The organism is Nonomuraea glycinis (assembly GCF_035920485.1).
GTDB lineage: Bacteria > Actinomycetota > Actinomycetes > Streptosporangiales > Streptosporangiaceae > Nonomuraea > Nonomuraea glycinis.
The window spans coordinates 6,372,951-6,397,559 of record NZ_CP109166.1; the positions used below are offsets into that span (position 1 = coordinate 6,372,951).

Annotated in this window: 24 protein-coding genes; 10 read left to right on the top strand and 14 right to left on the bottom strand. The window is 70.7% G+C overall.

Features of this window, described 5'->3' with window-relative positions; genetic code table 11:
- Positions 1-26: 26 nt before the first annotated feature.
- The 6 genes from OHA68_RS29965 to OHA68_RS29990 all read right to left on the bottom strand — a co-directional run bounded on the left by OHA68_RS29965 (position 27) and on the right by OHA68_RS29990 (position 6,440).
- Entirely contained in the window at positions 27-1,193 is a 1,167-nt protein-coding gene (locus OHA68_RS29965; protein WP_327103259.1) for a zinc-dependent alcohol dehydrogenase, read from the bottom strand.
- A gap of 68 nt (positions 1,194-1,261) precedes the next feature.
- Positions 1,262-1,750, bottom strand: a complete 489-nt coding sequence (locus OHA68_RS29970) for a 2,4'-dihydroxyacetophenone dioxygenase family protein (RefSeq protein ID WP_189143341.1) — start codon at positions 1,748-1,750, stop codon at positions 1,262-1,264.
- Positions 1,751-1,800: 50 nt separating this feature from the next.
- Positions 1,801-2,592, bottom strand: a complete 792-nt coding sequence (locus OHA68_RS29975; RefSeq protein ID WP_327103260.1) for an enoyl-CoA hydratase/isomerase family protein — start codon at positions 2,590-2,592, stop codon at positions 1,801-1,803.
- A 109-nt stretch (positions 2,593-2,701) separates the two neighbouring features.
- On the bottom strand, positions 2,702-3,571 hold the full coding sequence (locus tag OHA68_RS29980) for an alpha/beta fold hydrolase (RefSeq protein ID WP_327103261.1): 870 nt from the start codon (positions 3,569-3,571) through the stop codon (positions 2,702-2,704).
- Positions 3,572-3,594: 23 nt separating this feature from the next.
- Positions 3,595-4,854, bottom strand: coding sequence for an alpha-hydroxy acid oxidase (locus OHA68_RS29985; RefSeq protein WP_327103262.1), 1,260 nt, complete (start codon positions 4,852-4,854; stop codon positions 3,595-3,597).
- A gap of 32 nt (positions 4,855-4,886) precedes the next feature.
- The gene (locus OHA68_RS29990) at positions 4,887-6,440 is read right to left on the bottom strand and encodes a class I adenylate-forming enzyme family protein (protein WP_327103263.1); all 1,554 of its coding nucleotides are present in this window, start codon (positions 6,438-6,440) and stop codon (positions 4,887-4,889) included.
- A 345-nt stretch (positions 6,441-6,785) separates the two neighbouring features.
- Between OHA68_RS29990 and OHA68_RS29995 the strand changes: the two genes are divergently transcribed.
- Positions 6,786-7,880 carry a PucR family transcriptional regulator gene (locus OHA68_RS29995; protein ID WP_327103264.1) on the top strand — a complete coding sequence of 365 codons (1,095 nt, stop codon included), beginning with the start codon at positions 6,786-6,788 and terminating at the stop codon, positions 7,878-7,880.
- A 60-nt stretch (positions 7,881-7,940) separates the two neighbouring features.
- Here the strand turns inward: OHA68_RS29995 and OHA68_RS30000 are convergent, their stop codons facing one another.
- From OHA68_RS30000 to OHA68_RS30015, 4 genes are read right to left on the bottom strand one after another with little or no spacing between them, the layout of a single operon-like run.
- Positions 7,941-9,266 (bottom strand): MFS transporter, encoded by a 1,326-nt coding sequence (locus tag OHA68_RS30000; RefSeq protein ID WP_327103265.1) that lies wholly within the window; start codon positions 9,264-9,266, stop codon positions 7,941-7,943.
- A 57-nt stretch (positions 9,267-9,323) separates the two neighbouring features.
- Positions 9,324-10,304 (bottom strand): quinone oxidoreductase family protein, encoded by a 981-nt coding sequence (locus OHA68_RS30005; RefSeq protein ID WP_327103266.1) that lies wholly within the window; start codon positions 10,302-10,304, stop codon positions 9,324-9,326.
- Positions 10,301-10,831 carry a VOC family protein gene (locus OHA68_RS30010; RefSeq protein ID WP_327103267.1) on the bottom strand — a complete coding sequence of 177 codons (531 nt, stop codon included), beginning with the start codon at positions 10,829-10,831 and terminating at the stop codon, positions 10,301-10,303. Before OHA68_RS30010 ends, OHA68_RS30005 begins: the two co-directional genes overlap by 4 nt.
- Positions 10,832-10,849: 18 nt before the next feature.
- Positions 10,850-11,266 carry a YybH family protein gene (locus OHA68_RS30015; protein ID WP_327103268.1) on the bottom strand — a complete coding sequence of 139 codons (417 nt, stop codon included), beginning with the start codon at positions 11,264-11,266 and terminating at the stop codon, positions 10,850-10,852.
- 233 nt (positions 11,267-11,499) lie between these two features.
- On the opposite strand from OHA68_RS30015, the gene OHA68_RS30020 reads away from it, so the two are divergent.
- Positions 11,500-12,471, top strand: a complete 972-nt coding sequence (locus OHA68_RS30020; protein WP_327103269.1) for an NADPH:quinone reductase — start codon at positions 11,500-11,502, stop codon at positions 12,469-12,471.
- 56 nt (positions 12,472-12,527) lie between these two features.
- Here the strand turns inward: OHA68_RS30020 and OHA68_RS30025 are convergent, their stop codons facing one another.
- Together OHA68_RS30025 and OHA68_RS30030 are read right to left on the bottom strand one after the other, a co-directional pair.
- Positions 12,528-13,382 carry an MHYT domain-containing protein gene (locus tag OHA68_RS30025; RefSeq protein ID WP_327103270.1) on the bottom strand — a complete coding sequence of 285 codons (855 nt, stop codon included), beginning with the start codon at positions 13,380-13,382 and terminating at the stop codon, positions 12,528-12,530.
- Between the two features lie 60 nt (positions 13,383-13,442).
- On the bottom strand, positions 13,443-14,438 hold the full coding sequence (locus OHA68_RS30030; protein ID WP_327103271.1) for an MHYT domain-containing protein: 996 nt from the start codon (positions 14,436-14,438) through the stop codon (positions 13,443-13,445).
- A gap of 215 nt (positions 14,439-14,653) precedes the next feature.
- Between OHA68_RS30030 and thiI the strand changes: the two genes are divergently transcribed.
- Positions 14,654-15,850, top strand: coding sequence for a tRNA uracil 4-sulfurtransferase ThiI (gene thiI, locus OHA68_RS30035; RefSeq protein WP_189143353.1), 1,197 nt, complete (start codon positions 14,654-14,656; stop codon positions 15,848-15,850).
- Here the strand turns inward: thiI and aroF are convergent.
- Complete coding sequence (gene aroF, locus OHA68_RS30040) at positions 15,847-16,875, bottom strand: 3-deoxy-7-phosphoheptulonate synthase (RefSeq protein ID WP_189143354.1); 1,029 nt, start codon at positions 16,873-16,875, stop codon at positions 15,847-15,849. The genes thiI and aroF overlap by 4 nt on opposite strands.
- 243 nt (positions 16,876-17,118) lie before the next feature.
- On the opposite strand from aroF, the gene OHA68_RS30045 reads away from it, so the two are divergent.
- The 5 genes from OHA68_RS30045 to OHA68_RS30065 all read left to right on the top strand — a co-directional run bounded on the left by OHA68_RS30045 (position 17,119) and on the right by OHA68_RS30065 (position 21,655).
- Positions 17,119-17,715, top strand: a complete 597-nt coding sequence (locus OHA68_RS30045; RefSeq protein ID WP_225277962.1) for a molybdopterin-dependent oxidoreductase — start codon at positions 17,119-17,121, stop codon at positions 17,713-17,715.
- Between the two features lie 54 nt (positions 17,716-17,769).
- Positions 17,770-18,912 carry a sensor histidine kinase gene (locus OHA68_RS30050; protein ID WP_327103272.1) on the top strand — a complete coding sequence of 381 codons (1,143 nt, stop codon included), beginning with the start codon at positions 17,770-17,772 and terminating at the stop codon, positions 18,910-18,912.
- Between the two features lie 66 nt (positions 18,913-18,978).
- Positions 18,979-19,719 carry a LytR/AlgR family response regulator transcription factor gene (locus OHA68_RS30055; RefSeq protein ID WP_189143357.1) on the top strand — a complete coding sequence of 247 codons (741 nt, stop codon included), beginning with the start codon at positions 18,979-18,981 and terminating at the stop codon, positions 19,717-19,719.
- Complete coding sequence (locus OHA68_RS30060; RefSeq protein WP_327103273.1) at positions 19,716-20,006, top strand: hypothetical protein; 291 nt, start codon at positions 19,716-19,718, stop codon at positions 20,004-20,006. The genes OHA68_RS30055 and OHA68_RS30060 overlap by 4 nt, the downstream gene beginning before the upstream one ends.
- Positions 20,003-21,655, top strand: a complete 1,653-nt coding sequence (locus OHA68_RS30065) for a sodium:solute symporter family transporter (RefSeq protein WP_327103274.1) — start codon at positions 20,003-20,005, stop codon at positions 21,653-21,655. The genes OHA68_RS30060 and OHA68_RS30065 overlap by 4 nt, the downstream gene beginning before the upstream one ends.
- 330 nt (positions 21,656-21,985) lie before the next feature.
- Here the strand turns inward: OHA68_RS30065 and OHA68_RS30070 are convergent, their stop codons facing one another.
- Positions 21,986-22,828 (bottom strand): deoxyribonuclease IV, encoded by an 843-nt coding sequence (locus tag OHA68_RS30070; RefSeq protein ID WP_327103275.1) that lies wholly within the window; start codon positions 22,826-22,828, stop codon positions 21,986-21,988.
- A 110-nt stretch (positions 22,829-22,938) separates the two neighbouring features.
- Here OHA68_RS30070 and OHA68_RS30075 point away from each other — a divergent pair, with 110 nt between their 5' ends.
- Together OHA68_RS30075 and OHA68_RS30080 are read left to right on the top strand one after the other, a co-directional pair.
- Entirely contained in the window at positions 22,939-23,928 is a 990-nt protein-coding gene (locus tag OHA68_RS30075) for an aldo/keto reductase (protein ID WP_327103276.1), read from the top strand.
- A 13-nt stretch (positions 23,929-23,941) separates the two neighbouring features.
- Positions 23,942-24,526: a TetR family transcriptional regulator gene (locus OHA68_RS30080; protein ID WP_189143362.1), complete on the top strand. Its 585-nt coding sequence runs from the start codon at positions 23,942-23,944 to the stop codon at positions 24,524-24,526.
- Positions 24,527-24,609 lie beyond the last annotated feature (83 nt).

Consider the following 24,609-nt stretch of genomic DNA (forward strand, 5'->3'; position numbering starts at 1 on the left):
CGGCCCACCACGCGTCGCAAGCCGTACTAAGAGATAGTTCGACCGCGGGGCGTGCCGAAGAGATCCACTTCCGGCGCGCCCTTGCCGGCTGCCGGTCCGGCCACTTCACCACCTGCAAGGCATCGGTCCGCGACTTCTGCCACAGCGGAAGGACCGGCGATGTCGATGAGGACCTTCATGGGGGCGTCGTCGGCGCGCGCCGCGTGGAAGGCCGCGGCGGCTTCGTCCAGAGGGAAGACCGCTACTGGCAAGCGGTCGAGGCCGAGTGGGTCGTCCGGGAGGAGTGCCACGGCCTCGGTGAGGTCATCGCGGGTGTAGACCCGGGAACCGAGCAGGCGCTGCTCGCCGAAACACAGGGCTCTCAGGTCGAGCGCTACCGGGTCCGGGTAGACGGCCACCAGCACGATCGTGCCGGTCTCGCGAGCCGAGGCGGGCAGCACGCGGGCGACGTCGCGATGTCCTGCCGTGTCGAAGACGATGTCCGCCCCCTCGGATGCGTTCGTGGAGCGGAACCAGGTCGCCGGGTCGACGCCGTCGGGGACGGTTTCGAAGCCGCAGGCGGCGGCTGCTCCTCTGCGGCTCGCCTTCGGTTCGGCGATGACTATGCGGGCGGCACCGGCCTCGCGGGCGACCAGTGCGACGAGGATGCCGATCGGGCCCGCGCCGAAGACGAGCACCGACTCGCCTCCCCGCATCCGCGCTTGAGCCACCGAGTGCACCGCGACGGCGAGGGGCTCCGCCCATGCGGTGCGACGAACCGGCACCCCAGGCCGCACCGGGACGACCCGGTCGGCCGGCACCGCCATGTAGTCGGCGAGGCCGCCCGCCGCGTCGATTCCGAACAGTTCGAGCTCGCGGCATACGTGTGCTGCCTGATCGCGGCAGGCCCGGCAACGGCCGCAGGCGATGAGCGGCTCGACCACCGCTCGCGTGCCGGCGGGCGGTCCGTCGGGACCCGTTCGTTCGACGGTTCCGACGATCTCGTGACCGATCACCAGGGGGGCGGTCGCTCGGGGGTGCCGTCCCGCGATGATGGCGAGGTCGGTTCCGCAGATGCCGCCGTACTCCACCCGCAGGAGCAGCCATCCGTCCGGTACGTGCGGATACGGGACGTCGCGTACGTCGACGCGTCCCGGAGCGGTCCAGACGGCGGCACGCATGGTGGCGTTCCGCGTCACGGCGTTCGTCGCCATGGTCAGAGCTCCTCGGGTCTCTTCGGTCCGGTCCGTCATCGGCGTCGAGGCTCGCCGGGGTGCCGGGGTCAGCGTCGGAACCGGTCGGCATAGTCGGCTCCCAGGCCGTTCGCCGCGTAGTGGGCGCGGCACATGTCCAACTTGGTGAAGGCGTCCTCGTAGCCGATCTGGCGGCCGTCCTCGTCGAGGTAGATCATCGCGCCGCTGATGTTGAAGAAGGTGATCATCTCTTGGCAGTGGTCGGGAACCCGCAGGGTGTGGATCTCGCCGGGCGGCTCGTAGACGAACCCTCCGGCGCGAGCCGTCCAGTCGTGCTCGTCGTACTTCCACTCGCCCGCGATGACGTATCCGACGACGATGCCGGGATGCCTGTGACGGGAGACGATGCCTGACTTGGTCACCTTGAGAAGGTTGCACCATTGGCCGGTCACGGTGTTGATGAACAGCGGGCGGAAGAAGACGCCCGGGGCCTGCGGGACCCACACCCGGTCATCGTCCGGAATCGCGTCGACGGCGATCTCCAGCGGGATGTCGGACGAGACGGCGATCTGCTGCATGTGCGAGTTCCTCTTCTCTTGTCTGGCTGGGGGTCGGGAAGGGGCGTGGGCTAGTACCTGTCGGAGTTGACGGCCCCGGGGAACTCGGGTTCGGTGCCCTCGCGCACGGCACGGATTCCGGCCTCGGCGTCCGGCAGCGTCGCGCTGAGGGCTTCGACGTAGAGCGAGTGCTCGAAGATGCCGATGTTGTGCAGGTACCAGTCGTTCAACGCCGCCTTGGTGCCCTGGATGGCGAACTGCGGCCCCTCGGCGAGCCGCGTCGCGATCTCGTTCGCGGTCGTCATGAGGTCCTCGTGGGGGACGCACGTGCCGACCAGCCCGATCTCGGCGGCTTCCCGGCCGGTGATCCGGTTGCCGAGCAGGAGGTGGTACTTCGAGCGGGCCATGCCGATCGCGAGGGGCCACACGAGGGCGGCGTGATCGCCCGCCGCGAGACCGAGTCTGACGTGGCCGTCGATGAGCACCGCTCGCTCGCTGGCGATCGAGATGTCCGCGAGCAGGGCGATCGCCAGGCCACCGCCGACCGCGACCCCGTTGATGGCGGAGACGATCGGCTTGCGGCATGCGATCATGTTGCGCACCAGGGCGCGGCCGTCGCGCGTGTCGACGGGGAGGGGCCCGTTGCCCTCTTTGATGTCACCGCCCGCGCAGAAGGCACGTCCCGCGCCGGTGATCAGGGCGACGTTCATCTCCGGGTCGGCGTCGAACTCACGCCAGATGCGGCCCTGTTCGGCGTGCCCGATCTCGCCGGACGCGTTCAGCTTCTCGGGGCGGTTCATGGTGATCCGGAGGACTCGATCCGCCCCCGGCTCCACCTTGAGGAATGCGTAGTCGCTGTACATCTGCTGCTCCTGTCATCGTCGGTGTTGAGGGAGTCCTGTCGCCGGGCGTGGCGAACACCGGCCCCGGATCGACCTGGACCAGGTCGGTGGCCGTCCGCCAGGGGCGGGGTTACGCCGCGACCGCGGCGATCGTGTCGGCGAACACGCCGGGTGCCTCCACGGGCACGAAGTGCCCGACCCCGTCCACGGGCACCACCGTCACGTCCGCGAAGAACGCGTCGAGCCGGTCGGACCACGCGCGGGAGAAGAGCGGGTCATGTTCGGGCCACAGGAACGTCGTCGGGACGGCGATCCGGTCGGCGGGGTCCGGCTCGGTCTCGGCGAGCGCGCGGGCGACCATTCCGCTCCCTGCGCGGTACCAGCCGATCGACGCGACGAACGCCCCAGGAGCGCCGTAAGCGGCGGCGAGGTGGTCGAGCCGCTCGTCGTCGACGGTGTAGTCCGGGCCGGACCAGCGTGACCAGAAGTGCTTCAGGTAGGCGCGGGCGCGGCTCACGTCGCCGTCGATCAGATCGCGGGCGAGTTCGAGCTGGTGGAACGACTGGTACCAGAATTCGCGTATCGGATGCTCGTCGAGGACCCGCCGCCCGACGCCCGGGGCCGGCGGGGTGACCACCAGGGCGCGCACCAGGTCCGGCCGGTCGACGGCCAGCTGCGAGCCGACGCGGCCGCCGATGTCGTAACCGCCGACCACGGCCGCCGAGACTCCCAGCTCGTCGAGCAGCCCGGCCACGCTGCGCGCCTGGGCCGGGGCGCCGTAGCACTCGGCGGGATCCCGGTCGTGCTTGTCTGACTGCCCGAACCCACGCAGGTCCGGCACGACGACGTCGAACCCGGTGCCGGCGAGCCGTTCGGCCACAGCCGCATGGTCGGTCCGGTCACCCGGCCAGCCGTGCAACAGGAGGACGGGGGACCCGGCAGGGTCGCCATGCCGGTCGTAGGCGAGGCGGAAGTCGTCGATGGGCTGGGACAACAACATCGGTGCTCCTTGAGCGGGTGTCGTCAACTCTGTGCGTTTCCTGCTGCCGGGTCGCCCAGCGTGGCACGGCCGTTCGGGAGCGCGTCGATCTCCGCGACCCCGAGCAGGCGGAGGGTACGGGTCAGCTCAGTGCGCAGGATGTCCAGCGCCCGGTCCACGCCTCGCTCCCCGCCGGCCATCAGGCCGTAGAGGTAGGCCCGGCCCACCAGGACGCCTGTCGCCCCGAGGGCGATCGCCGCGGCGACGTCCGCTCCGGACCTGACACCGCCGTCGACGAAGACCTCGGCACGGTCGCCGACGGCCGCACGGACGTGCGGCAGCACCCGCAACGGCGTCGCCGCCCGGTCCAGTTGCCGCCCGCCGTGGTTGGAGACGACCACGCCGTCGGCTCCGGCGTCGACCACCATGCGGGCGTCCTCGACGGTCTGGATCCCTTTCACCACCAGCGAGTGGGGCCAGGCGCCGCGTAGCCGGCGGAGGTCGTCGATGCCCGCGCTGGGGTCGAACAGGCTGTCGGCGAGCTCGGCGGCCGTCCCCTTCCAGGAGCCGAACGACGCGAAACTCAGCGGATCGGTGGTCAGCAGGTTCGCCCACCAGCGCGGATGGAGAGCCATGTCGGCGAGCGTCCGGGGGCCGATCATCGGTGGGATGGTCAGGCCGTTGCGCAGGTCCCGTAGCCGAGCGCCGGAGACCGGTGTGTCGACGGTCAGCATCAGGGTGTCGTAGCCGGCCGCCAGGGCCCGCTTGACGAGGTCATCTCCCGCCGCCCGATCGCGCCAGAGGTACAGCTGGAACCATTTCCGGCCGGTGGGCTCGGCGGCGACGAGGTCCTCGACGGACGTGGTCCCCATCGTCGACAGGGTGTACGGGATGCCCGCCCGCGCGGCGGCGCGCGCCACGGCCACCTCCCCGTCGTGGTGCATCATCCGGGTGTAGCCGGTCGGTGCGAGCACGACGGGGAGCTCCGACTGCTTGCCGAGCAGCACGCGGCCGAGCTCGACCCGGGAGACGTCGCGCAGTACCGCCGGGTGGAAGTGGACGTCCCGGTAGGCCGCACGGGCACGGGCCAGGCTGATCTCCGACTCCGCGCCGCCGTCGACATAGTCGAACACGGCGCGGGGAACGCGCCGCCGGGCGATCGCACGCAGATCCCCGAGGCTGCGGGCGCGGGCGAGGCGGTGCTCCGTCGTCGGCGGGGCGAAGGCGCGCAGGTCGATCACGTCGGTGAGGTCTGACCACCGCGGAAGACGGCGTCGCCGTCGGATCGGCTCGTCGGATGCCATGGGGGTTCTCCTTCGGTCTTCTGCGGCAGGCGTCAGATCTGCCGGTCGACGCCACGCCAGTACGGCTCGCGCACACGATTCTTGAGAACCTTCCCGTTGGGGCTGCGCGGGAGCTCCCGGACGATGTCGATGCTCTTCGGAGCCCGGACGCCACCCAGCCGCTCGCGACACCAGGCGATGAGCTCCTCGGGGGTGGCGTCGGCCCCTGAACGCAGCTCGACCACGCCGGTCACCGCTTCACCCCAGTCCGGATGCGGAATGCCGACGACGGCGCAGTCACCCACCGCGGGATGGCTCCACAGGACCTGTTCCACCTCGCTCGGGTACACGTTGAAACCACCCGAGATGATCAGGTCCTTCTTCCGGTCGGTGATGTAGAGGTAGCCGTCGTCGTCGAGGTGGCCGATGTCGCCGGTGTGCAGCCAGCCGTCCACCACCGTCGCCGCCGTCTGCTCGGGCTGGGCGTAGTAGCCCGCCATGACCGTGTCCCCGCGCACGCAGATCTCGCCCGCCGTCCCCCGGGGCACGGCGTTGCCCTTGTCGTCGCGGATCTCGAAGGAGATGAGCGGGGTCGGCCGGCCGCAGGAGGCGAGCCGCGTCTCATTGAGGCCGCCGTCCGGATCGAAGAGTTCCGCGCATCGCATCAGCGCGATGGTTCCCGGGGACTCCGTCTGGCCGTACGCGGCCGTCATGACAGGCCCGAAGACGTCGATGGCCTGTCTGAGCCGGTCGACCGACATCGGCGCGGAGGCATGGATCAGGTAGCGCAGCGATGAGAAGTCGCGTTTCTGGCCCTCCAGATGGTCGAGCCAGCGGTAGATCACCGTCGGGGGCAGGAACATCTCGGTGACGCCGTACTTTTCGACCACGTCGGCGAGCACCGTGTGGTCGGCCTTCTCCAGGACCACGACCGTGCCGCCCCGCGCCGTCGCCGGCAGGCTGAGGAGCCCGCTGGTGTGCGTCATCGGCGCTGCGGCGAGGTTGACGATCGGCTGGTGGGCCTCGTAGCCCAGCAGCATCAGCAGGTGAGCGGTGGACGTGTGGAAGTTGCGATGGGTGCTCATCACGCCCTTGGGCCTGTCCGTCGTCCCACCGGTCGGCGGAATCGCGACGACGTCGTCGATCGCGGTCCGGACGTCCGGGGGTTCGGCGGGGTAGGCGGCGCACCAGCGGTGCAGTTCGGGTTCGTCCGCCATCTCCCGGTCGAGGCATACGGCCAATCGGAGACCAGGCGATTTGCCCCGGAGCGACTCCACCACGCCTGCCATCGACGAGTGGTAGAAGATCGCTTCGCAGTCGAAGGCCGCGGCGAGTTCGGCCGTCTCCTCCTGCGGCATGGCGGGGTTCAGCGGCACCCAGAGCATTCCGGCCCGCCAGCTGCCGATCACGCAGATCCAGGCCTCCGGGTGGTTCGGCGACAGGACGGCGACCTTCGTGCCTGGCTCCAGGGCGGCGCTCAACCCCTGCGCCACCCGGCAGGACAAGGTGTACGCCTCGCGGTAGGTCCACTGGCGGCCGTCCATGATGTACGCCGGACCGTCCGGGTTCTGACGGAGCCCGCGATCGAAGAATTCGGTGATCCTCACTCCCCACGTCCCTTTGACGTGCCGTCGGCGCCGACGCGGGGCGGCTTGGACGGCGATATGAGGTTTGTCGCGATGTCGGCAGCGCTGCTCATCAGCCGGCTCCTCTCATCGACCTGTGGCACTGCTGACCGGCCGGCGTGTCGCCGCCTGCGCAGTGCTTCAACGACTCGATGGTCCAGTGCGGCCGCCCCCGCTTCTACGGCGAGCGCCCCAACCGTCGGCGACCGCGATTGGACGCCGCTACAACGTCTGGCAGAATGCTGTGACAGGAGGCAGGAATTGGAACCATCGGCACTGCCCGCCGATGTCGCCGGGCGATCGTTTCGCGACAGCGTGGCGAGGCTGATGGACGACGTCGACGAACTCGTCGCGCGAACCGTCGCGTTCGGCGACGAGCAACGGCCGCCGTACGCGGTGGTGCCGCGCAGCGCCATCGAGGCGTCGGTCCGGATGAACCTGGAGACCGTCCGCGACTCGCTTCTCGCCGGGGCGCCCGTCATTGACGACCGCGATGTCGAGGCCCTGACCATCCGGGTCGACGAGCGCCTCGGGCAGGGGCTCCGGGTCGAGGACGGGATCCAGGGCTGGCGTAAGTCCATCGGCGTCATCCAGGAACGATTCATCGAGATCGCGGCCGAACAGGACGTCGACGTGGCCGAGGTGCTCAATGCCGTCCGCGTGCTCTGGCAACTGAGCGACCTGATGACCAATCAGATGACCGCGCTTTTTCGGAGCCGGCAGCTCACCGGCGCGCTGCGGCACTCCCAGTTGCGCGCGGAGTTCCTGGAGAAGGTCCTCGCCGGAGGGCTCCCGGTTCCCGAGGTTCACGCGCGGGCGGAGGAGCTCGGCCTGGACACCACCATCGACTACCTGACGGTGAAGGCAGGCACCGCGCAGGGCGCGTCGGTGGAGGCCCTGCGACGTCGCCTGGAAACGCGGGCGACCGGCCTGGTCGTGGTCGCCGACGGATATTGCTTCGGGCTGCTGTCCGGCCCCATCGGTGTCCTGGCCGGCGAGGACGTCGTCGCGCTCGGCCCTGCGGCACCGCTGCCCGAGGTCGCGGGCTCGTTCGAGCTCGCGACCCGCATTTACGACTGGATGCGGCAGCATGGCGTTCGCGGCCGGCGCAGGATCGAGGACATCGGCTGGCGGCTCGCGGTGGACCGGGACGACGCCGTCACCTCGCTTCTGCTACGCCGCTACCGAGCGCCGCTCGACCCGATGGGCGAGTTCGGCGCGCTCATCTGGCGCAGCGTCCGCGCCTACGTGAGCGCGGACAAGAACGTGGCCCGCGCGGCCGAGGCACTGGTCGTCCACCAGAACACCCTTCGCTACCGGCTCGCGCGCTTCGCGGAGATCACCGGGGCGAACCTGGATTCCGCGGATACGTTGCTCGAAGTGGCCTGGGCCCTCGCCGCGGACCCGGACGAGACGACATGAATCGCCCGGTCGCGGAGAGAGTTTGCGGCCCAGCCGCACGCCCGTTGTAGCAGCCTCCAATCAGGCGGGCTGGTCGATGGTGGCGGCCACGCCCGCCCGGGTCGTGCGCCGGACGATCGCCGCGGCACACCAGCCGGACAGCAGGACGACTACCGAGAGGCCGATGCCGAGCAGGGTCGAGCCGTTCGGCAACGTCGCGACCAGTGTGGCGACGAAAGGTGTCAGACCGCCGATGACGACCCCGAGCTGCATGCCCAGGGACAAGCCTGAATAGCTGACCTTCGTGGCGAATGCCTCGGCGATCATCACGGGGTAGACGCCCGTGATGACGGCCCAGCCGATGCCGAAGAGCAGCAGATAGGCGGAGAGCACGAGCACCGCGGAACCGCTCCCGATCATGGGGAAGAAGAACAACGCGGTGATCGCGATGAACACCGCGCCCGCGAGATACGTGGGCAGCCTGCCGAAACGGTCGGACAGGGCGCCCGCGGCGGGGACGAGGGCGAGGTGCAGCGCGCCGCTGAGAATGATCCCGAGCAGCGGCAGTGAGGCGGGCACATCGTGCTCGCGTGCGTACGCCAGGCTGTAGATGACGGTGATGTACGACGCCACCGCCTGGCCTGCCTGTACGCCGCCGGCGAGCAGGATCTGGGCCGGGTGGGTACGGATGACGTCGCGGATCGGGGAGGCCGACACCTGATCGTTCGCCTTGTTCCGCTCGAAGTCCGGGGTCTCGGCCAGTCCGAACCTGATCAGGAGTCCGATGAGAACCAGGAGACCGCCCGCCCAGAACGGGATGCGCCAGCCCCACGTCAGCACCGTCGCGGGGTCCATGGTGTTGTTGACGGCGAGGAACGCGAGATTGCCGAGGACCAGGCCGAAGGACACGCCCGCTCCGGGCAGTGAGGCGAACAGCCCTCGGCGCCCCTCGGCGGCGTGCTCGGCGACGAGGAGGACCGCACCGGGTTGTTCGCCGCCGAAGGCGAATCCCTGCGCGAGCCGGAGCAGGACGAGCAGCACCGCTCCCCAGTAACCGATCGAGTCGTATCCGGGGAGGCAGCCGATCAGCACCGTGGACACGCCCATGATGAGCATCGTCGTGACGAGGACGTTCTTTCGCCCCAGCCGGTCACCGAAGTGGCCGAAGACGATGCCGCCGAGCGGGCGGGCGAGGAAGCCGACGCCGAAGGTGACGAACGACGCCAGCACACCCACCGTCGGATCGGCGGAGGGGAAGAAGAGCGGTCCGAAGACCAGGGCCGAGGCCAGCCCGTAGATGGCGAAGTCGTAGTACTCGAGTATCGTCCCGCCCAAGCTCGCGGCGGCCGCACGCCGCGTGTGCTTCACAGAGTGGGAGGGGGACGTCCCCCGCTGATCTGTTGTCATGACCGTACTCCTTGGTGCGAAGGGGGGTGGAGGTCGCGAGGGACGGCCCCGGACGTGCTAGTCCTCGACGGCGACCCGGATGACGACCTTCCCGACGACGGCGCCGGTGGACAGGAGTCCTTGCGCCTCCTCGGTCTGTTGCCAGGGGACGACACGCTCGATGACCGGGCGAAGCTTCGTGAGGTCCAGATTCCGGACCTGCTGGTAGAGACCGGTCAGCTCGGCCGGGGTGCGGGTGCGGAAGGTGACCCCGCGGAGGGTGAGTTGCTTCAGCGAGAACGCCTCCAGATCCGCCGTCGCCTCCGCGCCCGCGGCACGCCCGACGTTGACGATCCGCCCGTTGATCGCCGCCGCGGCGACGAGGTCGGGGAAGTAGCTCCCGCCGACGTGGTCCACGGCCACGTCGGCGCCCGTCCCGCCGGTCGCGTCGAGCACGTGCTTCGCGAAGCCGCGCCCCGGGCTGTGCAGGACGAGATCGGCGCCGAGGCGGTGGAGGACGTCGTCCGCGCGGTCCGATCGCGCCACGGCGATGATCCGACCGGCCCCGAGATGCCGTGCGAGTTGCACTCCTTGCAGCCCCATGCCCGAGGTGGCGCCGGTGATGACGACGCTTTCGCCGGCACTCAGGCCGTCGGCGGCGGTCAGCGCGCTGCATTCGGTCAGCAGGGCGACGATCGCGGCCGCGCCCTCCTCGTGGGACCATTCCGGCGGGATCGGGACGGTGAACCGCGCGTCGGCGACCACCTGCTCCGCCAGGCTGCTGGGCACCATGGCCATCACCCGGTCACCGGCCCGCACGCCGGTGACGCCGTCGCCGACCTCGGTGACCTCCCCGGCGGCGTCCAGGCCCGCCACCCACGGAACGCCGTCCGCGGGGGGCTTGCCGTACCCGCCCTGAGGCACGAACCGGTCGACGTAGTTGACCGAGACGGCGCGGACGGCGATCCGGACCTGGCCGTGGCCGAGTTTCGGCTCCGGGACGTCGCCGAGGGCGAGCGTCGCGCCGTCGGCGTGACGCTGGATCAGCACTGCTCTCATCGCGGCCCCGTCCCGTTTCCCGTCCCGGTGATCTCGGACAGCAGGGCCGCCATGTCGCGGACGGGCCCGGTGCCGTCCCAGCCCTCGGCGGCCTGGGCGATCGCGTCGAACAGCGCGCGCTTGTCGACCCCTCGCTCGGAGATCTCGATGGCGGTGCCGTCGGCGGCCCCGCCGTCGAAGTAGGCGAACCGGTCGTCGGGCCTGCCGCGTCCCGATCTGCCGTGGTGGATCTCGACGTACCCGCGGGCCAGCGCGGCCTCCACGCAGGCGTCGAAGTGCTCGGTCCAGAAGGCGACATGGTGCAGGCCCTCGCCGTACTTGCCGACGAACGTGTGGAAGAACGACGGCGAGTCGTCGCGCAGCTGGATCAGCTCGATCTGCACGCCACCGGATTGCGCCAGGGCGCCGTCGTTCTCCAGGTAGTAGAACGGCCCGACGCCTGGGCCGTCGATCCACTGGCGCATGGCCGCGTGGATGTCCGTGACGATGTAGCCGAGTTGCCGAATCGGCCCGAAGGGCATGGTCATGGGTCTCCTCCGAGTGGGTCAGATGATCGGGCGCACGAGCCGGTGGGTGAGCTGCCAGCGGCCGTCCGGCTGTCGGCGCACCGTGTCGGTGAACTCGCCGACGCTCAGCCGTCCACCCGAGCGGAAGGTCAGCACCTTGGATTGGCAGGTCGCCGTGCCCGGTCCCGCCGGCTGGACGGTCATGGTGGACAGGTGGTGGCTCAACGCGGGGTCGGCCGAGTTCTCGAGCGTTTCGACGAGCTCGGCCAGGCTGTGCAGGTGCGTCTTCCCGGGGTTCTCGTACTGGACGTCGCCGGCCAGCAGTTCGCCCAGCCGTACGGCGTAGTCGCCGCCGCTGTCGAAGGCGAACGCGATCTCGGCGATGAGGTGCTGGATGGCGAGGATCTCGCGCTCGGTCAGGGGGCCGGTGACCACCGGCTCTTGTGTCGTGCTCATAGGTGGCTCCTGTGGACCTCGTGGGCTGAGCGGCTCTGCCCATCCGGCGCGGCGACTCGGTCAGACCAGCCGCACCAGATGCCGTAGGCGCTCACTTCTCCCACTCGGGGCCTGTGTGGGTGTGACGCCGCTCACTCTTCGCCACCCGGGTATGTCTTGGTATAGCGGTGCGACCAACTCTGCCGCGACGAGGTTGTGCCGCGCTCCAACCAGACCTGGGCACCATGTGTTACATGAGAGCAGCAATTTATCGGACAACCGGGCACGCACCGGACGTGCTAGAGCTCGTCGAGTTGGATGTGCCCGACCCCAAGGCGGGAGAGGTACGCGTCGCGATCTCGGCTTCCGGCGTGAATCCCACGGACTGGAAGGCCCGCGCCGGACTCACCGGCCGCGATCCCGACGGTTTCCAGGTACCCCATCACGACGGTGCCGGCCGGGTGGACGCCGTCGGCCCAGGGGTGACCGGGTTCGCCGTCGGCCAACGCGTGTGGCTCTATCTGGCCGCGGCCGGCAACCGGTACGGCACGGCCGCCGAGTTCGCGGTGGTACCGGCGGACAAAGTGGTCCCGCTCCCCGGCAACGCGTCGGACGAGCTCGGTGCCTGCCTCGGTGTTCCCGCGCTGACGGCGGCGTACTGCCTCGGTGGTGATCCCAGCGCGGTGCGAGGGCGGACAGTCCTCGTCGCGGGGGGCGCGGGAGCCGTCGGGCACTTCGCGATCGAGTTGGCGAAGCATGCGGGGGCCCACGTGATCACCACGGTCAGCTCGGAGGCGAAGGGGGAGCTGGCGCGTGCCGCGGGCGCCGACCTCGTGCTGAACTATCGCGAGGAGGACGTCGCGGAAAGGATCCTGGCGTCCGCCGGCCAGGTCGATCGAATCGTCGAGGTCGCGCTGGGGGCGAACATCGACACCGACGCCGCCGTCATCGGAGCCAATGCCGTGATCGCCGTCTACGCAGGGGAAGCCGAACGGCCCAGCATACCGATCCTGCCCTTGGCCAGCGCGAACGCGTCGATTCAGTTCGCGCTGATGTACACCGTCTCCGCAGCGGAGTTCAAGCGGCTGTCGTCATGGACGAATGCCGCCATCGAGGCGGACGCACTCACCACGCTGCCCGTCTCCGACTACGACCTCAGCGACATAGCCGCCGCGCAGTCGGCCGTGGAGAAGGGCGCGGTCGGGAAGGTGCTCGTCCGCCCTTGAGCGCTGGGCCCGGCGCGGATTCGTCCTCCTCGCCGCTGAGGCGAACAGAGCGCCGCTTAAGAGACAGCTGGACCGCGGGGCGTGCCGAAGAGATCCACTTCCGGCGCGCCCTTGCCGGCCGCCGGGGGCTCGTCGCCGCCGCGTTGGTCCCGGAGGCGGTCGAGGAACTCCTGCTCCCTGCGCAGCTCCCGTTCCGACGGGGAGAGCACGAGGGCCAGCAGCAATCCCATGGTGACCACGCTGATCCCGACGATCACCGGCAGCATGAAGTCGATCGGCCTGGCCCCGGCGATTGGCGCCGTCTCCGGGTGGACCTCCACCGACAGCGCGTACATGCCGGTGAAGTGCATCCCGGTCACCGCGACGCCCATGACCAGCGCCGCGGCGCCGATCCGCAGCGCGCCGTGGACCCGCAGGGTGAACCAGAGGGCCGTGGTCGCCGCCGCGATGGCGATGAGCACCGATGCCGCCACGAGCAGCGGGTCGTAGGAGACGTGCGCGGACATGTTCATCGCCGCCATGCCGAGGTAGTGCATGCCCGCCACGCCGATCCCGGTCAGCGCGCCGCCGCCGAACAGGAACGGCGGCCGCTCGCCGCCCTGCCGGACGAGGAACAGGCCGGCGCCGACGACCACGATGGCGATGATCGCCGACCCGACGGTGAGGGGGACGTCGTAGCGGATCGCGGTGCCGTGCACCGCGAATCCCGTCATGGCGATGAAGTGCATCGTCCAGATGCCCGTGCCGCCGATCGCGATGGCGGCTCCCGCCAGCCAGTAGCGGCTCTCCTTGGCGTTGACCAGGCGGGCGCGCGAGGTGAGGAGCAGGCCGAGCATGCAGCCCACGCTGGACATGACGTAGGCGACGACGGGCGTCAGCAACCCGTAAGCATAGTGGTCTATAGCGGACATACCTGCCCCTCGATCTCGATGAAGGGAGTATGTGGGGCGGGTGGTGAAAATGGCAACCGACTAGCGGCGTCGGCCGCGCATCGGAGGCTGCTGGTCGGCGGGCGCGGGGTAGCCGGGATGCCGCCCGGCCGCGGGGGCGGGCCCGTGGTACGTGGGCGCGGGCAGGACCGGCACCGGACGCGGGGCCGGGGGAGCCGGGGCAGGGGCCGGCGGGGCGGGGGCCGGCGGGGGAGCCGGGGCGGGGGCCTGAGCCGGATAGACGAACTGCTGCTCCTGCGTGATCTGCCGGCGCCGCTCCAGGCGGGCCACCAGCTCGGCGTCCTCGTTCAGCTCCCGCTCGGACGGCGACAGGATGACCATGAGCAGCATGGTGAGCGTGATGAGGCTGATCACCGTCATGAGCGGCACCAGGAAGTCGAGCGCGTCGGCGCCGCCCACGTCCCCCGGCTGCGCGGCCGGCGTGATGATCAGCGCGAACATGCCGGTGTAGTGCATGCCGGCCACGGCCAGGCCCATGACCATGGCCGCCCCGGTGATCCAGACAGGGCTTCTGACTCGGAGCGTGAACCACAGGGCGGCGGTCGCGGCGACCACCGCGATGATCACGGACGCGATCACGAGGGTGCGGTCATAGGAGACGTGCGCGGACATGTTCATGGCGTACATGCCGAGGTAGTGCATGCTGGCCACGCCGAGCCCGGTCAGTACGCCGCCGCCGAGCAGCGGGAGCAGCCGGCCCTGGCCATAGGAGACCAGGAACAGGCCGGTGCCGACGACCACGATGGCGACGACCACCGAGGCGACGGTCAGCGGGACGTCGTAGCGGATCTGGGTGCCCTGGACCTCGAAGCCCATCATGGCGATGAAGTGCATGACCCAGATGCCGGTGCCACCGATGGAGACCGCAGCCCCGAGCAGCCAGCGGATCCGCGAGGCGCCTCGTGAGGCGTGGGCCTGCGCGGTGAGCCGCAGCCCGAGCATCGAGCCCACGCACGACATCACGTAGGCGAGGGCCGGGGTGAGCATGCCGTGGGTGAAATGGTCAACTGGGGACATTCAGGAGATTCCTTGCATTAGGGGTCTCCGGATTCTTCCAGGGGTGCTGTCCCTTTCGCATGGATACCTCGACTATCTGTCAATCTGGCCTGTCGGAAACGTGAGAAGTCCTCATGGTGTCCACGGCATCGAACGGACGCCGGAGCCGGACTAAACTCAGGGCACCGATGCGTTGGTACCAGCGGCGCATTTCCCCATCTTCCGGAGGTTCCACCATGACGATGTCTGCCCTGGGCGAGCCGTGTGTTCTGCTCAAGCTGGGCGAGATCGTCCTGAAGGGTAAGAACCGCGAGGTGTTCGAACGTCGCCTCATCAGCAACATCCGCGACGCGCTCAAGGAGCTCGGCATCAAGCTCGACGTGCGCAAGCGGCACGGCGTCATCGCGATCTTCCTGCCTGAGGGCGCCACCGCCGAGCAGGCGCGGACCGTGGCCGAGCGCGTCGCCGACGTGCCGGGTCTGGTCTGGATCCACCCCGCCTGGCGCGTCGCCAAGGACCCCGAGGCCGTGCTCAAGGCCGGCCTGGAGCTCGTCGGCGAGCGCGAGGAGGTCAAGCGCAAGGCGTCGTTCGCGGTCCGCTCCCGCCGCCGCGACAAGCGCTTCCCGCTCCGCTCCAACGAGCTCGACCGGCTCGTCGGCGGCGCCATCAACGACGAGTACGGCCTGCCCGTCGACCTGAAGAACCCGGCGCTGACCCTGTCCATCGAGGTCGACAGGGACGAGGTGTTCGTCTTCACCGGCGGCCTGCCCGGCCAGGGCGGCCTGCCGGTCGGCAGCAGCGGCCGGGCGCTGGTGCTCATGTCCGGCGGCATCGACTCGCCGGTGGCGGCCTACCGCATGATGCGACGCGGCCTGCACGTCGACTTCCTGCACTTCTCCGGCATCCCGTTCAGCACCTCCGAGTCCATCTACAAGGCCTACGCCCTGGTCAAGAAGCTCGACCGGTTCCAGGGCGGCTCGCGCCTGTGGGTGGTGCCGTTCGGCAAGGCCCAGCAGTCCATCCGCAACTCCGGTCAGGAGCGGCTCGCGGTCATCACCCAGCGCCGGCTCATGCTCAAGACGGCCGAGGAGGTCGCCCACCGCATCCGCGCCGCCGCGCTGATCACCGGCGACGCGCTCGGCCAGGTCTCCTCGCAGACCTTGACCAACATCACCGCCCAGGACCACGCGGTCGAGCTGCCGATCCTGCGCCCGCTGGTGGGCTGGGACAAGACCGAGATCATGGCCGAGGCCCGGCGCATCGACACCCTGGCGATCTCCGAGCTGCCCGACGAGGACTGCTGCAGCCTGCTCGCCCCCAAGCGCGCCGAGACCCGGGCCAAGATCGCGGACCTCAAGCAGATCGAGAAGCGGCTGGACGCCGAGGAACTCGCCGTCCAGCTCGCCGACTCGATTCAGGAATACACCCTCTAGCTGAGGGCCAGCGCGGCCGACTTGCCCAGCATCGCCGGGAAGTCCCGCATGACCTGGGCCAGCTCGCCCAGATCGGTGTCCACCAGGGCCTGCGGGCCGTCGCAGAGCGCCTGCTCGGGGTGCGGATGCACGTCGATGATGACGCCGTCCGCGCCCACCGCGATGGCCGCCCGGGTCAGCGGCAGCACCAGGTCACGGCGGCCGCCCGAGTGCGACGGGTCCACGATCACCGGCAGGTGCGACAGGCGCTGCGCCACCGGGACGGCGGACACGTCCAGCGTGTTGCGGGTGGCGGTCTCGAACGTCCTGATGCCCCGCTCGCACAGCACCACGTCGAGGTTGCCGCGCTGCGCGATGTACTCCGCCGCCATCAGCCACTCCTCGATGGTGGCGTTCATGCCGCGCTTGAGCATGACCGGCCTGCCCGCCGCCCCGACGGCCTGCAGCAGCGCGAAGTTCTGCGCGTTGCGGGTGCCCACCTGCAGCATGTCGGCGTGCGAGGCGACCAGGTCCACGTCGTTCGCGTCGACCACCTCGGTCACGATCGGCAGGCCCGTCTCCTCCCGCACCTCGGCCAGGATCCGCAGCCCGCGCTCGCCCAGGCCCTGGAACGCGTACGGCGAGGTGCGCGGCTTGAAGGCGCCGCCGCGCAGCAGCGTCGCACCCGCCGCCTGCGCCATCCGCGCGGCGAGCAGCGTCTGCTCGGGCGTCTCCACCGCGCACGGCCCCGCGATCAGCGTCACCGTCTCGGGGCCGATCGGCACCCCGCCCACATGCACGGTAGAGCGTTCGGGGTGGTTCTCCCGGCTGACCAGCTTGTACGGGGTCGACACCCGCATCACCTCGCGCACCCCCGGCATGCCGCGCAGGTTGGCCGAGTCGAGCTGCGTCACGTCGCCCACCAGGCCGATGATCGTCCGCTTGACACCCTTACTCACGAACGCTTCCACTCCCGCCGTCCGCACGACGGTGACGATCGAGGCGACGTTGTCGCCGGTTGCCTCAGGGCCCATCACGATGACCATGTTCTTCTCCTTTGGAAAACGCAGAAGGCCCCGGGTCCTTTCGGACCCGGGGCCTTCTGTTCGCCTGTCTGCTAGCGCAGCGTCAGGTGGCGAACGGTCCGACCAACAGGTCCGTCGCCATACCAAAAAACGATCGCGGTGCGCATAGTGCCCTCATGGTAGCGCACCCCGACCCGCTGGCGAGCCGGCTCCCGCCCGATGGCAGGATGGTCCAGACCGCGAGACCCCGTGAGGAGAGTGATCGTGGCGGAGTCACGCCTGCCTCCAGGCCAGTACGTCCCCCGCGGCCTACCCGTGGTCCATTACGGCAGGGTCCCCCCGTTCAAGCCGGCCAGCTGGGACTTCCGGGTGTTCGGCGCCACCGCCTCGGGCGAGGAGCACGGCTTCGCCTGGGACGAGTTCGAGCGCCTGCCCCGCACCAGCGTCACGGCGGACTTCCACTGCGTCACCAAGTTCTCCATGATGGACCTGCGGTGGCGCGGCGTCACCCCGGCCACCATCCTGGAGGCGGTCCCGCCCGCCGCCGGCGTCCGGCACGTGATGATCTGGGCCGAGTACGGCTACAGCGCCAATCTCAGGACGTCCGACTTCACCGCCCCCGGCACGCTGCTGGCCACCGCCTTCGGGGACGAGCCGCTCACCGCCGAGCACGGCGCCCCGCTGCGGCTCATCGTGCCGCACCTGTACGCGTGGAAGAGCGTCAAGTGGGTGCGCGCCATCGAGTATCTGGTCGACGACCGCCGGGGATTCTGGGAGGAGCGCGGCTACCACAACGTCGCCGACCCCTGGCACGAGCAGCGCTACTCCTACCAGGAAGAACCTGGGGAGGGCCCGGCGTAGGACAACGCTCGGTTTCCGCCCGGACACGGTGCGTTGTTGGCTACGGTTGCCCGCATGCTGACCGCCGGGTGCGTGGCGCTCTCCTGCCTGACCTTCGTCCTGGGCTACACGCTCGGCCGGGTCGCGCGGCGCCGCACCCGGATCGAGACCCGCTGGAACGATCAGGCGACCTTCGCCACGCTGCACCTGGCCGCGATGGCCGCGCCCGCGCTGCGCACCGGGCTCACCCGTGACTCCGCCCGCAAGGCCGTACGTCATCTGCACGCCCTGCTCGGCACGCACGCCGTCGCGATCACCTCCACCGACGTGGCGCTCGCCTGGGACGGCCCCTGCGCCGAGGACGTCCTCGGCTACGCGCGCGCCACGCTCGCCTCCGGGCGGGCGCAGGTGTTCGCGGGTGAGCCGTACGGCGCGGTGGTGGTGCCGCTGGCCGTCGACGGCACGATCGTCGGCGCGCTGGCGGTCTTCGACGAGGAGCTGAGCGCGGGCCTGGTGCGGACCGTCACCGAGGTCGGCCGCTGGGTGTCGGGCCAGCTGGAGCTGGCCGAGCTCGACTCCTCGCGGCGGCGCGCGCTGGAGGCGGAGATGCGGGCGCTGCGCGCCCAGATCTCCCCGCACTTCGTCTACAACGCGCTGACCACGATCGCGTCGTTCGTCCGCACCGACCCGAACCGCGCCCGCGAACTGCTGCTCGACTTCGCCGACTTCGCCCGGTACGCCCTTTCCAAGACCCACGACTTCACCACCCTCGCCGACGAGCTGAGCTGCGTGGACCGCTACCTGCTGCTGGAGCGCGCCAGGTTCGGCGACAAGCTGCGCTTCAGCCTGCAGGTGGCCCCGGAGGTGCTGCCGGTGCCGGTGCCGTTCCTGTGCCTGCAACCCCTGGTCGAGAACGCCATCAAGCACGGCATGCGGGACCGCGGTGGCATCGGCGAAGTCCGCGTGGTGGCCCGGGACGCGGGACCGGAGGCGCACATCACCGTGGAGGACGACGGCACCGGCATGGACCCCGAGCGGGCCAGGAGGGTGCTCGACGACGACCCGACCCGCGAGGGCAGCGGCATCGGCCTGGCCAACGTGGATCTGCGCATGCGCCAGATCTACGGCGACGGCTACGGGCTGGTGGTCGAGACGGCTCTGGGCGCGGGCACGAGAGTGCGGCTCCGGGTGCCAAAGGCGCAACTCGGCCATATGTGACCATATCTTTACGCAGAGTGACGTGAGGGGTTGTGACCTTTGACTTCGTACGGCAGCGTAGGGGCCATGCTACGTGTGCTGGCCGTGGACGACGAGGAGCCCGCGCTGGAGGAGCTGGCCTACCTGTTGCGCCAGGACCGCCGGGTCGAGCACGTGATCACCGCCTGTGACGGCGTCGCGGCGATGCAGGACATGGTCCAGATGATGGGCGGCGGCGAGCGGCTCGACGCGATCTTCCTGGACATCAGGATGCCCGGCTTGGACGGGCTCGACCTGGCCCGGCTCGTCGGCGGGTTCCCCAGCCCGCCGAAGCTGGTCTTCGTCACCGCCCACGACGGGTGCGCGGTGCAGGCCTTCGACCTCGAAGCCGTCGACTACCTGCTGAAGCCGGTCCGGGCCGAGCGGCTGGCGGAGGCGGTGCGCCGGCTGGAGGTGGCCGCCTCGCCCGCCCCCGAGCCCGGCCAGGACGACGTGATCCCGGTCGAGCTCGGCGGCCGCACCCGGTTCGTGCCGCAGCAGGCGGTCCGCTTCGCCGAGGCCAAGGGCGACTATGTGCGCCTGCACACCGACGACGGCAGCTATCTGGTGCGCATGTCGCTGGCGGCGCTGGAGCGGCGCTGGGCGGAGGCGGGCTTCATCCGGGTGCACCGCAGCACGCTGGTCTCCGCCCGCCATGTCAGCGAGCTCAGGTTCGAGGGCGGCCGGGTCACGGTCACCGTCGGCACCGAGGTCCTGCAGGTCAGCAGGCGACACAGCCGGCAGGTGCGCGAGCAGCTCGTCCGCCAGCACAGAGGAGTGATCTCGTGACCGCTCGCCGGGTCCCGGTGACCCGCCGCCGTAGGGTGTCCGGCCGCCCGCGCGGCGCCTTCACCCCCGAAGGCGAGGCCCCCGACGTGGGAGAGCTCGTCTCCCGGCAGTTACGCCAGGCGCTGGCCACCGTCGCCGCCGCGCTGATCTCGCTCGCCGGGCTGCCCGCCGTCGCGCTCTGGCTGCGCGCCCCCGGCGCCTGGGTGGCGCTGACGCTGGCGGTGCAGCCCGTCCTGGTGGCGCTGGCCGTCCACCATCTCAAGCGCGCGGAGCGGCTCGAACGATGACCGTCGCGGTGCTGTCCTGGACCGCCTTCGTCGTGCTGCTGGGCATCTCGGTGAGCGCCGCGCGCCCGCGCCGCTACAGCGCCCCCGCGCAGTTACAGGCCGCTCGCCGGGCGGTGCGGCCGTGGCGCAACGGGGCGGCGATCAGCTCCGAGTTCACCTCGGCCGCGGTGTGCCTGGGCCTGGCCGGGCTGAGCAGCGCGAGCGGCGGGTGGCATCCGGCGGGCGTGGCCGGCGGGTTCGTCATCGTCCTCGCCCTCGTCGTCGCGCCGCTGCGCCGTTCCCGCACCTACACGCTGCCGGACTTCGCCGAGTGGCGGCTCGGGTCGGTGCCGCTGCGCTGTCTCACCACGATGCTCTCGCTGGTCATCGGGATGGCGTTCCTGGTCGCCCAGCTGCACGCGGCGGGGGTGGTGGTGCGGCTGCTGACCGGCATGCCCGCCTGGGCGGGGTGGGCGGCGCTGGCCGCGGCCGGGGTCGCGATCGCCCTCGCCGGGGGGACGGGCAGCGTGACGAGCGTCCAGGCGTCCCAGTACTGGCTGAAGCTGGTGATCTTCGTCGGGGTGGGGGTGGTGCTGTGGGCGGTCTGGTGGCACGACCTGCCCTCCGGCGACGTCACGGCCTTCGTCGCGGGCCTGCCGGACGGGCTCTGGGAGGGCGCCGTCGGAACGTCGTACGGTGCCGCGGACTCTTCGGCCGCCCCCGCCCCCGCCCCCGCCCCCGCCCCCGCCCCCGCTCCCGCGCACGCGCCCGCCCCCGACCTCGCCCCGGCTCCCCAGGGCGGTGGCGACGGGATGGCGGGACTGCTGCCGGGGGCGCTCATGGTGCTGCTGGCGTGCGCGCTGGGCACGATGGGGCTGCCGCATGTGATCGTCCGCCTGCACGTCGCCCTGGACGGTCACGAGGCCAGGCGGTCCATCGTGGCGGCGCAGGCGATGCTGGCGCTGTTCTGCGTGGTGCCGCCGCTCTACGGCGTGCTGAGCGCCGTTGTGGCGCGCGGCGGCGTCATGGACGAGATCGTCCTGCTGCTGCCCGCCAGGATTCTGCCCGGACCGGCCGGCGACCTGCTGACCGGGCTGCTGGCCGCCGGCGCGTTCGTCGCCTTCCTGGCCACCGCGTGCGGGGTGCTGAGCGCGGTCGGGGGCGCCATCTCGGCCTGTGTCTCGCGGGCCACCGGCGCCAGCGTCTTCCGCGGCGCCGTGCTCGCCGTGGCGCTCGCCGCGCTGGCCCTGACCATGGCCACGGACCCCAGCGGCTCGATGCCGCTCATGATGCTCGGCTTCAGTCTCTCGGCGGCCACCCTCTGCCCGCTGCTGCTGCTCGGCATCTGGTGGCGGCGGCTCACCGACGCCGGTGTCCTGGCCGGGGCGGTGGCCGGCGGGGGCGTGACGGCCGCCCTCGTGGTGTGCGAACAGACGGGCTTGAACCTGGGCGTGCCCACGTCCCACCCCGCGTCGGTCGCGGTGCCTCTCGCGTTCGCCGTGATGGTGGTGATTTCCCTGGTCACACCGGGTCGAGTGCCCGGGGGAGTGGGCCGGATGATGGCCAGAATGCACCTGCCGGAGCCTTCGGAGCGCGCCGGAGGCCACCGCTCGTCGCCCGGTGCGGACCGCTCACCGTCCGGGCGCGTCCCGCATACCGATGACTACTGACCGTTGGGCGAGGCGGCGGTCAACGGGGTGTCGTGCGGTAGGTCGCGACCGTAGTGTTTCGGCATCGGAGCCACTCCGGCGCAGCAGGAGGGGAGCCGCAAGGCTCGCCGAACGCGCTGGATCCATGGTGGTCACACGGGCCGCCACGGCTGTCGGGCCCTCGACCGGGGGGTCGGGCCCGCTGCCGACCACGTGAAGGGGCGCCCGCTGGGGCCGGGGATCGGACCGCGATCCGGCCAAACGGGGGCGGTCGGACCGCGAGAGCGGGCGCCCCTGTCACGCCGGATCAGCCGTCGTCTGTCACGCCGGATCAGCCCCTGTCACGCCGGATCAGCCGTCGTCGCGCAGCCTCTTCAGCGTGGCGATGTCCGCGCGGTGCTGGTCGGCCTTGCCGGGCGTCTCGATGCAGATCGGCACCCCGGCCACGGCGGGATGGCGCATGAGCTCCGCGAACGGCCGGGCGCCGATCTGGCCGGCCCCGATGTTCTCGTGGCGGTCCTTCTTGGAGCCGCAGGCGTCCTTGGAGTCGTTGGCGTGGATCAGCTTGAGCCGGCCGGGCGCGATCTTGTGCAGCAGGTCGAACGTCTCCTGGACGCCGCCCTCGGCCGTCAGGTCGTGACCGGCCGAGAAGGCGTGACAGGTGTCGAGGCAGACGCCCACCCGGGGGTGCTGTTCCAAGGCGTCCAGGTAGGGCTCCAGATCCTGCACGGTGGCGCAGAGCATTGCGCCCTGGCCCGCCATCGGCTCCAGCAGCAGGTCGGGCCCGTCCTCCGGGATCTCGTCGAGCAGCGGCAGCAGGTGCTCGCGCAGCTGGCGCATCGCGTCGTCGCGGGGCTGGGACACCGCCGAGCCCGTGTGCACCACCACGCCCTTGGCCCCGATCTCGCGGCCGCGCCCCAGCGTGTAGCGCACGATCGCCACCGAGGAGGCGAGCGTCTCGGGGGTGGGGGAGCCGAAGTTGGCCAGATAGGGGACGTGGACATAGGTGTCGACGCCCGCCTCGGCGAGCTTGGCGTCCTGCTCCGGCTTACCGGGGGTGAGCGCCCAGCCGCGCGGGTTGGTGACGAACACCTGGATCATCTCGGCGCCGATGTCGTCCATGTAGGCGAGGCCGCCCTTGGCCAGGCCGCCGGTGACGAAGACGTGTCCGCCGATGAGAGAGCGTGGGGTCATGGTGCCTCCCAGTCTAGTGGCCGGAACCTCCGGGCAGGTCAGGCCCCGTCTCGCAGAAGAAGGAATGACAAAAGTTGAAATCTGTCATCTGATAGGCGATACTTCGTGACATGAGAACTCTGGGAAAGAACGGACCGCAGGTCGGCGCGCTCGGGCTGGGCTGCATGGGCATGTCCGACCTGTACGGGCCGTCGGACGAGAGCGAGGGCATCGCGACCATCCGCGCCGCGCTCGACGCGGGAGTGACCCTCCTCGACACCGGCGACTTCTACGGGATGGGGCACAACGAGCTCCTCATCCGCGAGGCGCTCGACGGCCGGGACCGCGACGGGGTGCGGATCAGCGTCAAGTTCGGCGCGCAGCGCGACTACGACGGCAACTGGCTCGGCCACGACGTGCGCCCGGCCGCCGTCAAGACGGCACTCGCCTACACCCTGCGCCGCCTGCGCACCGACTACGTCGACATCTACCGCCCGGCCAGGCTGGACCCCCAGGTGCCCATCGAGGAGACCGTGGGCGCCATCGCCGAGGAGGTGCGGCAGGGACGCGTACGGCACATCGGGCTGTCGGAGGTGGGGGCCGCGACGCTCAGGCGCGCGCACGCCGTGCACCCCATCGCCGACCTGCAGATCGAATACTCCCTGCTGTCGCGGGGGATCGAGGACGACATCCTGCCCACCTGCCGTGAGCTCGGCATCGGCATCACCGCGTACGGCGTGCTGTCGCGCGGGCTGCTGAGCGGACACTGGACGAAGGACCGCGCGCTGCCGCCGGGGGACTTCCGCGCCCACGGCCCGCGCTTCAGCGGCGACAACCTGGCCCGCAACCTCGCCCTGACCGAGGCGCTGCGCGAGATCGCCGAGGCCAAGGGCGTGACGGTGGCTCAGCTGGCCATCGCCTGGGTGCTCGGGCGGGGCGACGACATCGTCCCGCTGGTCGGCGCCCGGCATCGGGACCGGCTCACCGAGGCGCTGGGGGCGCTCGACGTGACGCTCACCGCCGGGGAAGTGGCGCGCGTCGAGGCGGCCGTGCCCGCCGGCGCGGCCGCGGGGGAGCGCTACCCGGCCCCCATGATGACGGCCCTCGACAGTGAGCGCTGACAGACTGGGGCATATGACCGATGGCAGCTTGACCCGTGACCAGATCCTCAGCGCGGCGGTGGAGGTTCTCCGCCGGTACGGGCCCGCCAAGGCCACGGTGGTCGACGTGGCGCGAGCCCTGAAGGTGAGTCACGGGAGCGTCTATCGGCACTTCCCGAGCAAGGCGGCGCTGCGGGAAGCGGTCATGGAGCGATGGCTGCGCGAGTCGCACACCCTGCTCGACGCCGTGATGGCCGGCGACGGACCCGCCGACGTCCGGCTGCGGGACTGGCTGGCCACCCTGTTCGCGGCCAAGCGGAAGAAGGCGCTGGACGACGAGGAGCTGTTCGCGACGTACATGGCGCTCCTCGGTGACGCCAGCGAGGTGATCGAGCAGCACATCGACCACCTCCTGGGGCAGCTCCGGGAGATCATTTCCGACGGGGTGGCCCGCGGGGAGTTCGCCGTCCAGGACCCGGCCGCGACGGCGCGTGCGGTGTTCGACGCCTCGCTGCGGTTTCACTCTCCCGTGCACGCGGCGGACTGGGGGCGGGCGGAGATCGACGAGGAGTTCGACGCGCTCTGCGTCCTGATCCTGGACGGCGTCCGCGCTCGCTGACCGGGTTGGAGCATGACACGAAAAGTCTTGACCAAGCCCTCCCGCAGTTGAGAGCTCTGGCGGGTGGACCGGGCACCGCCCGC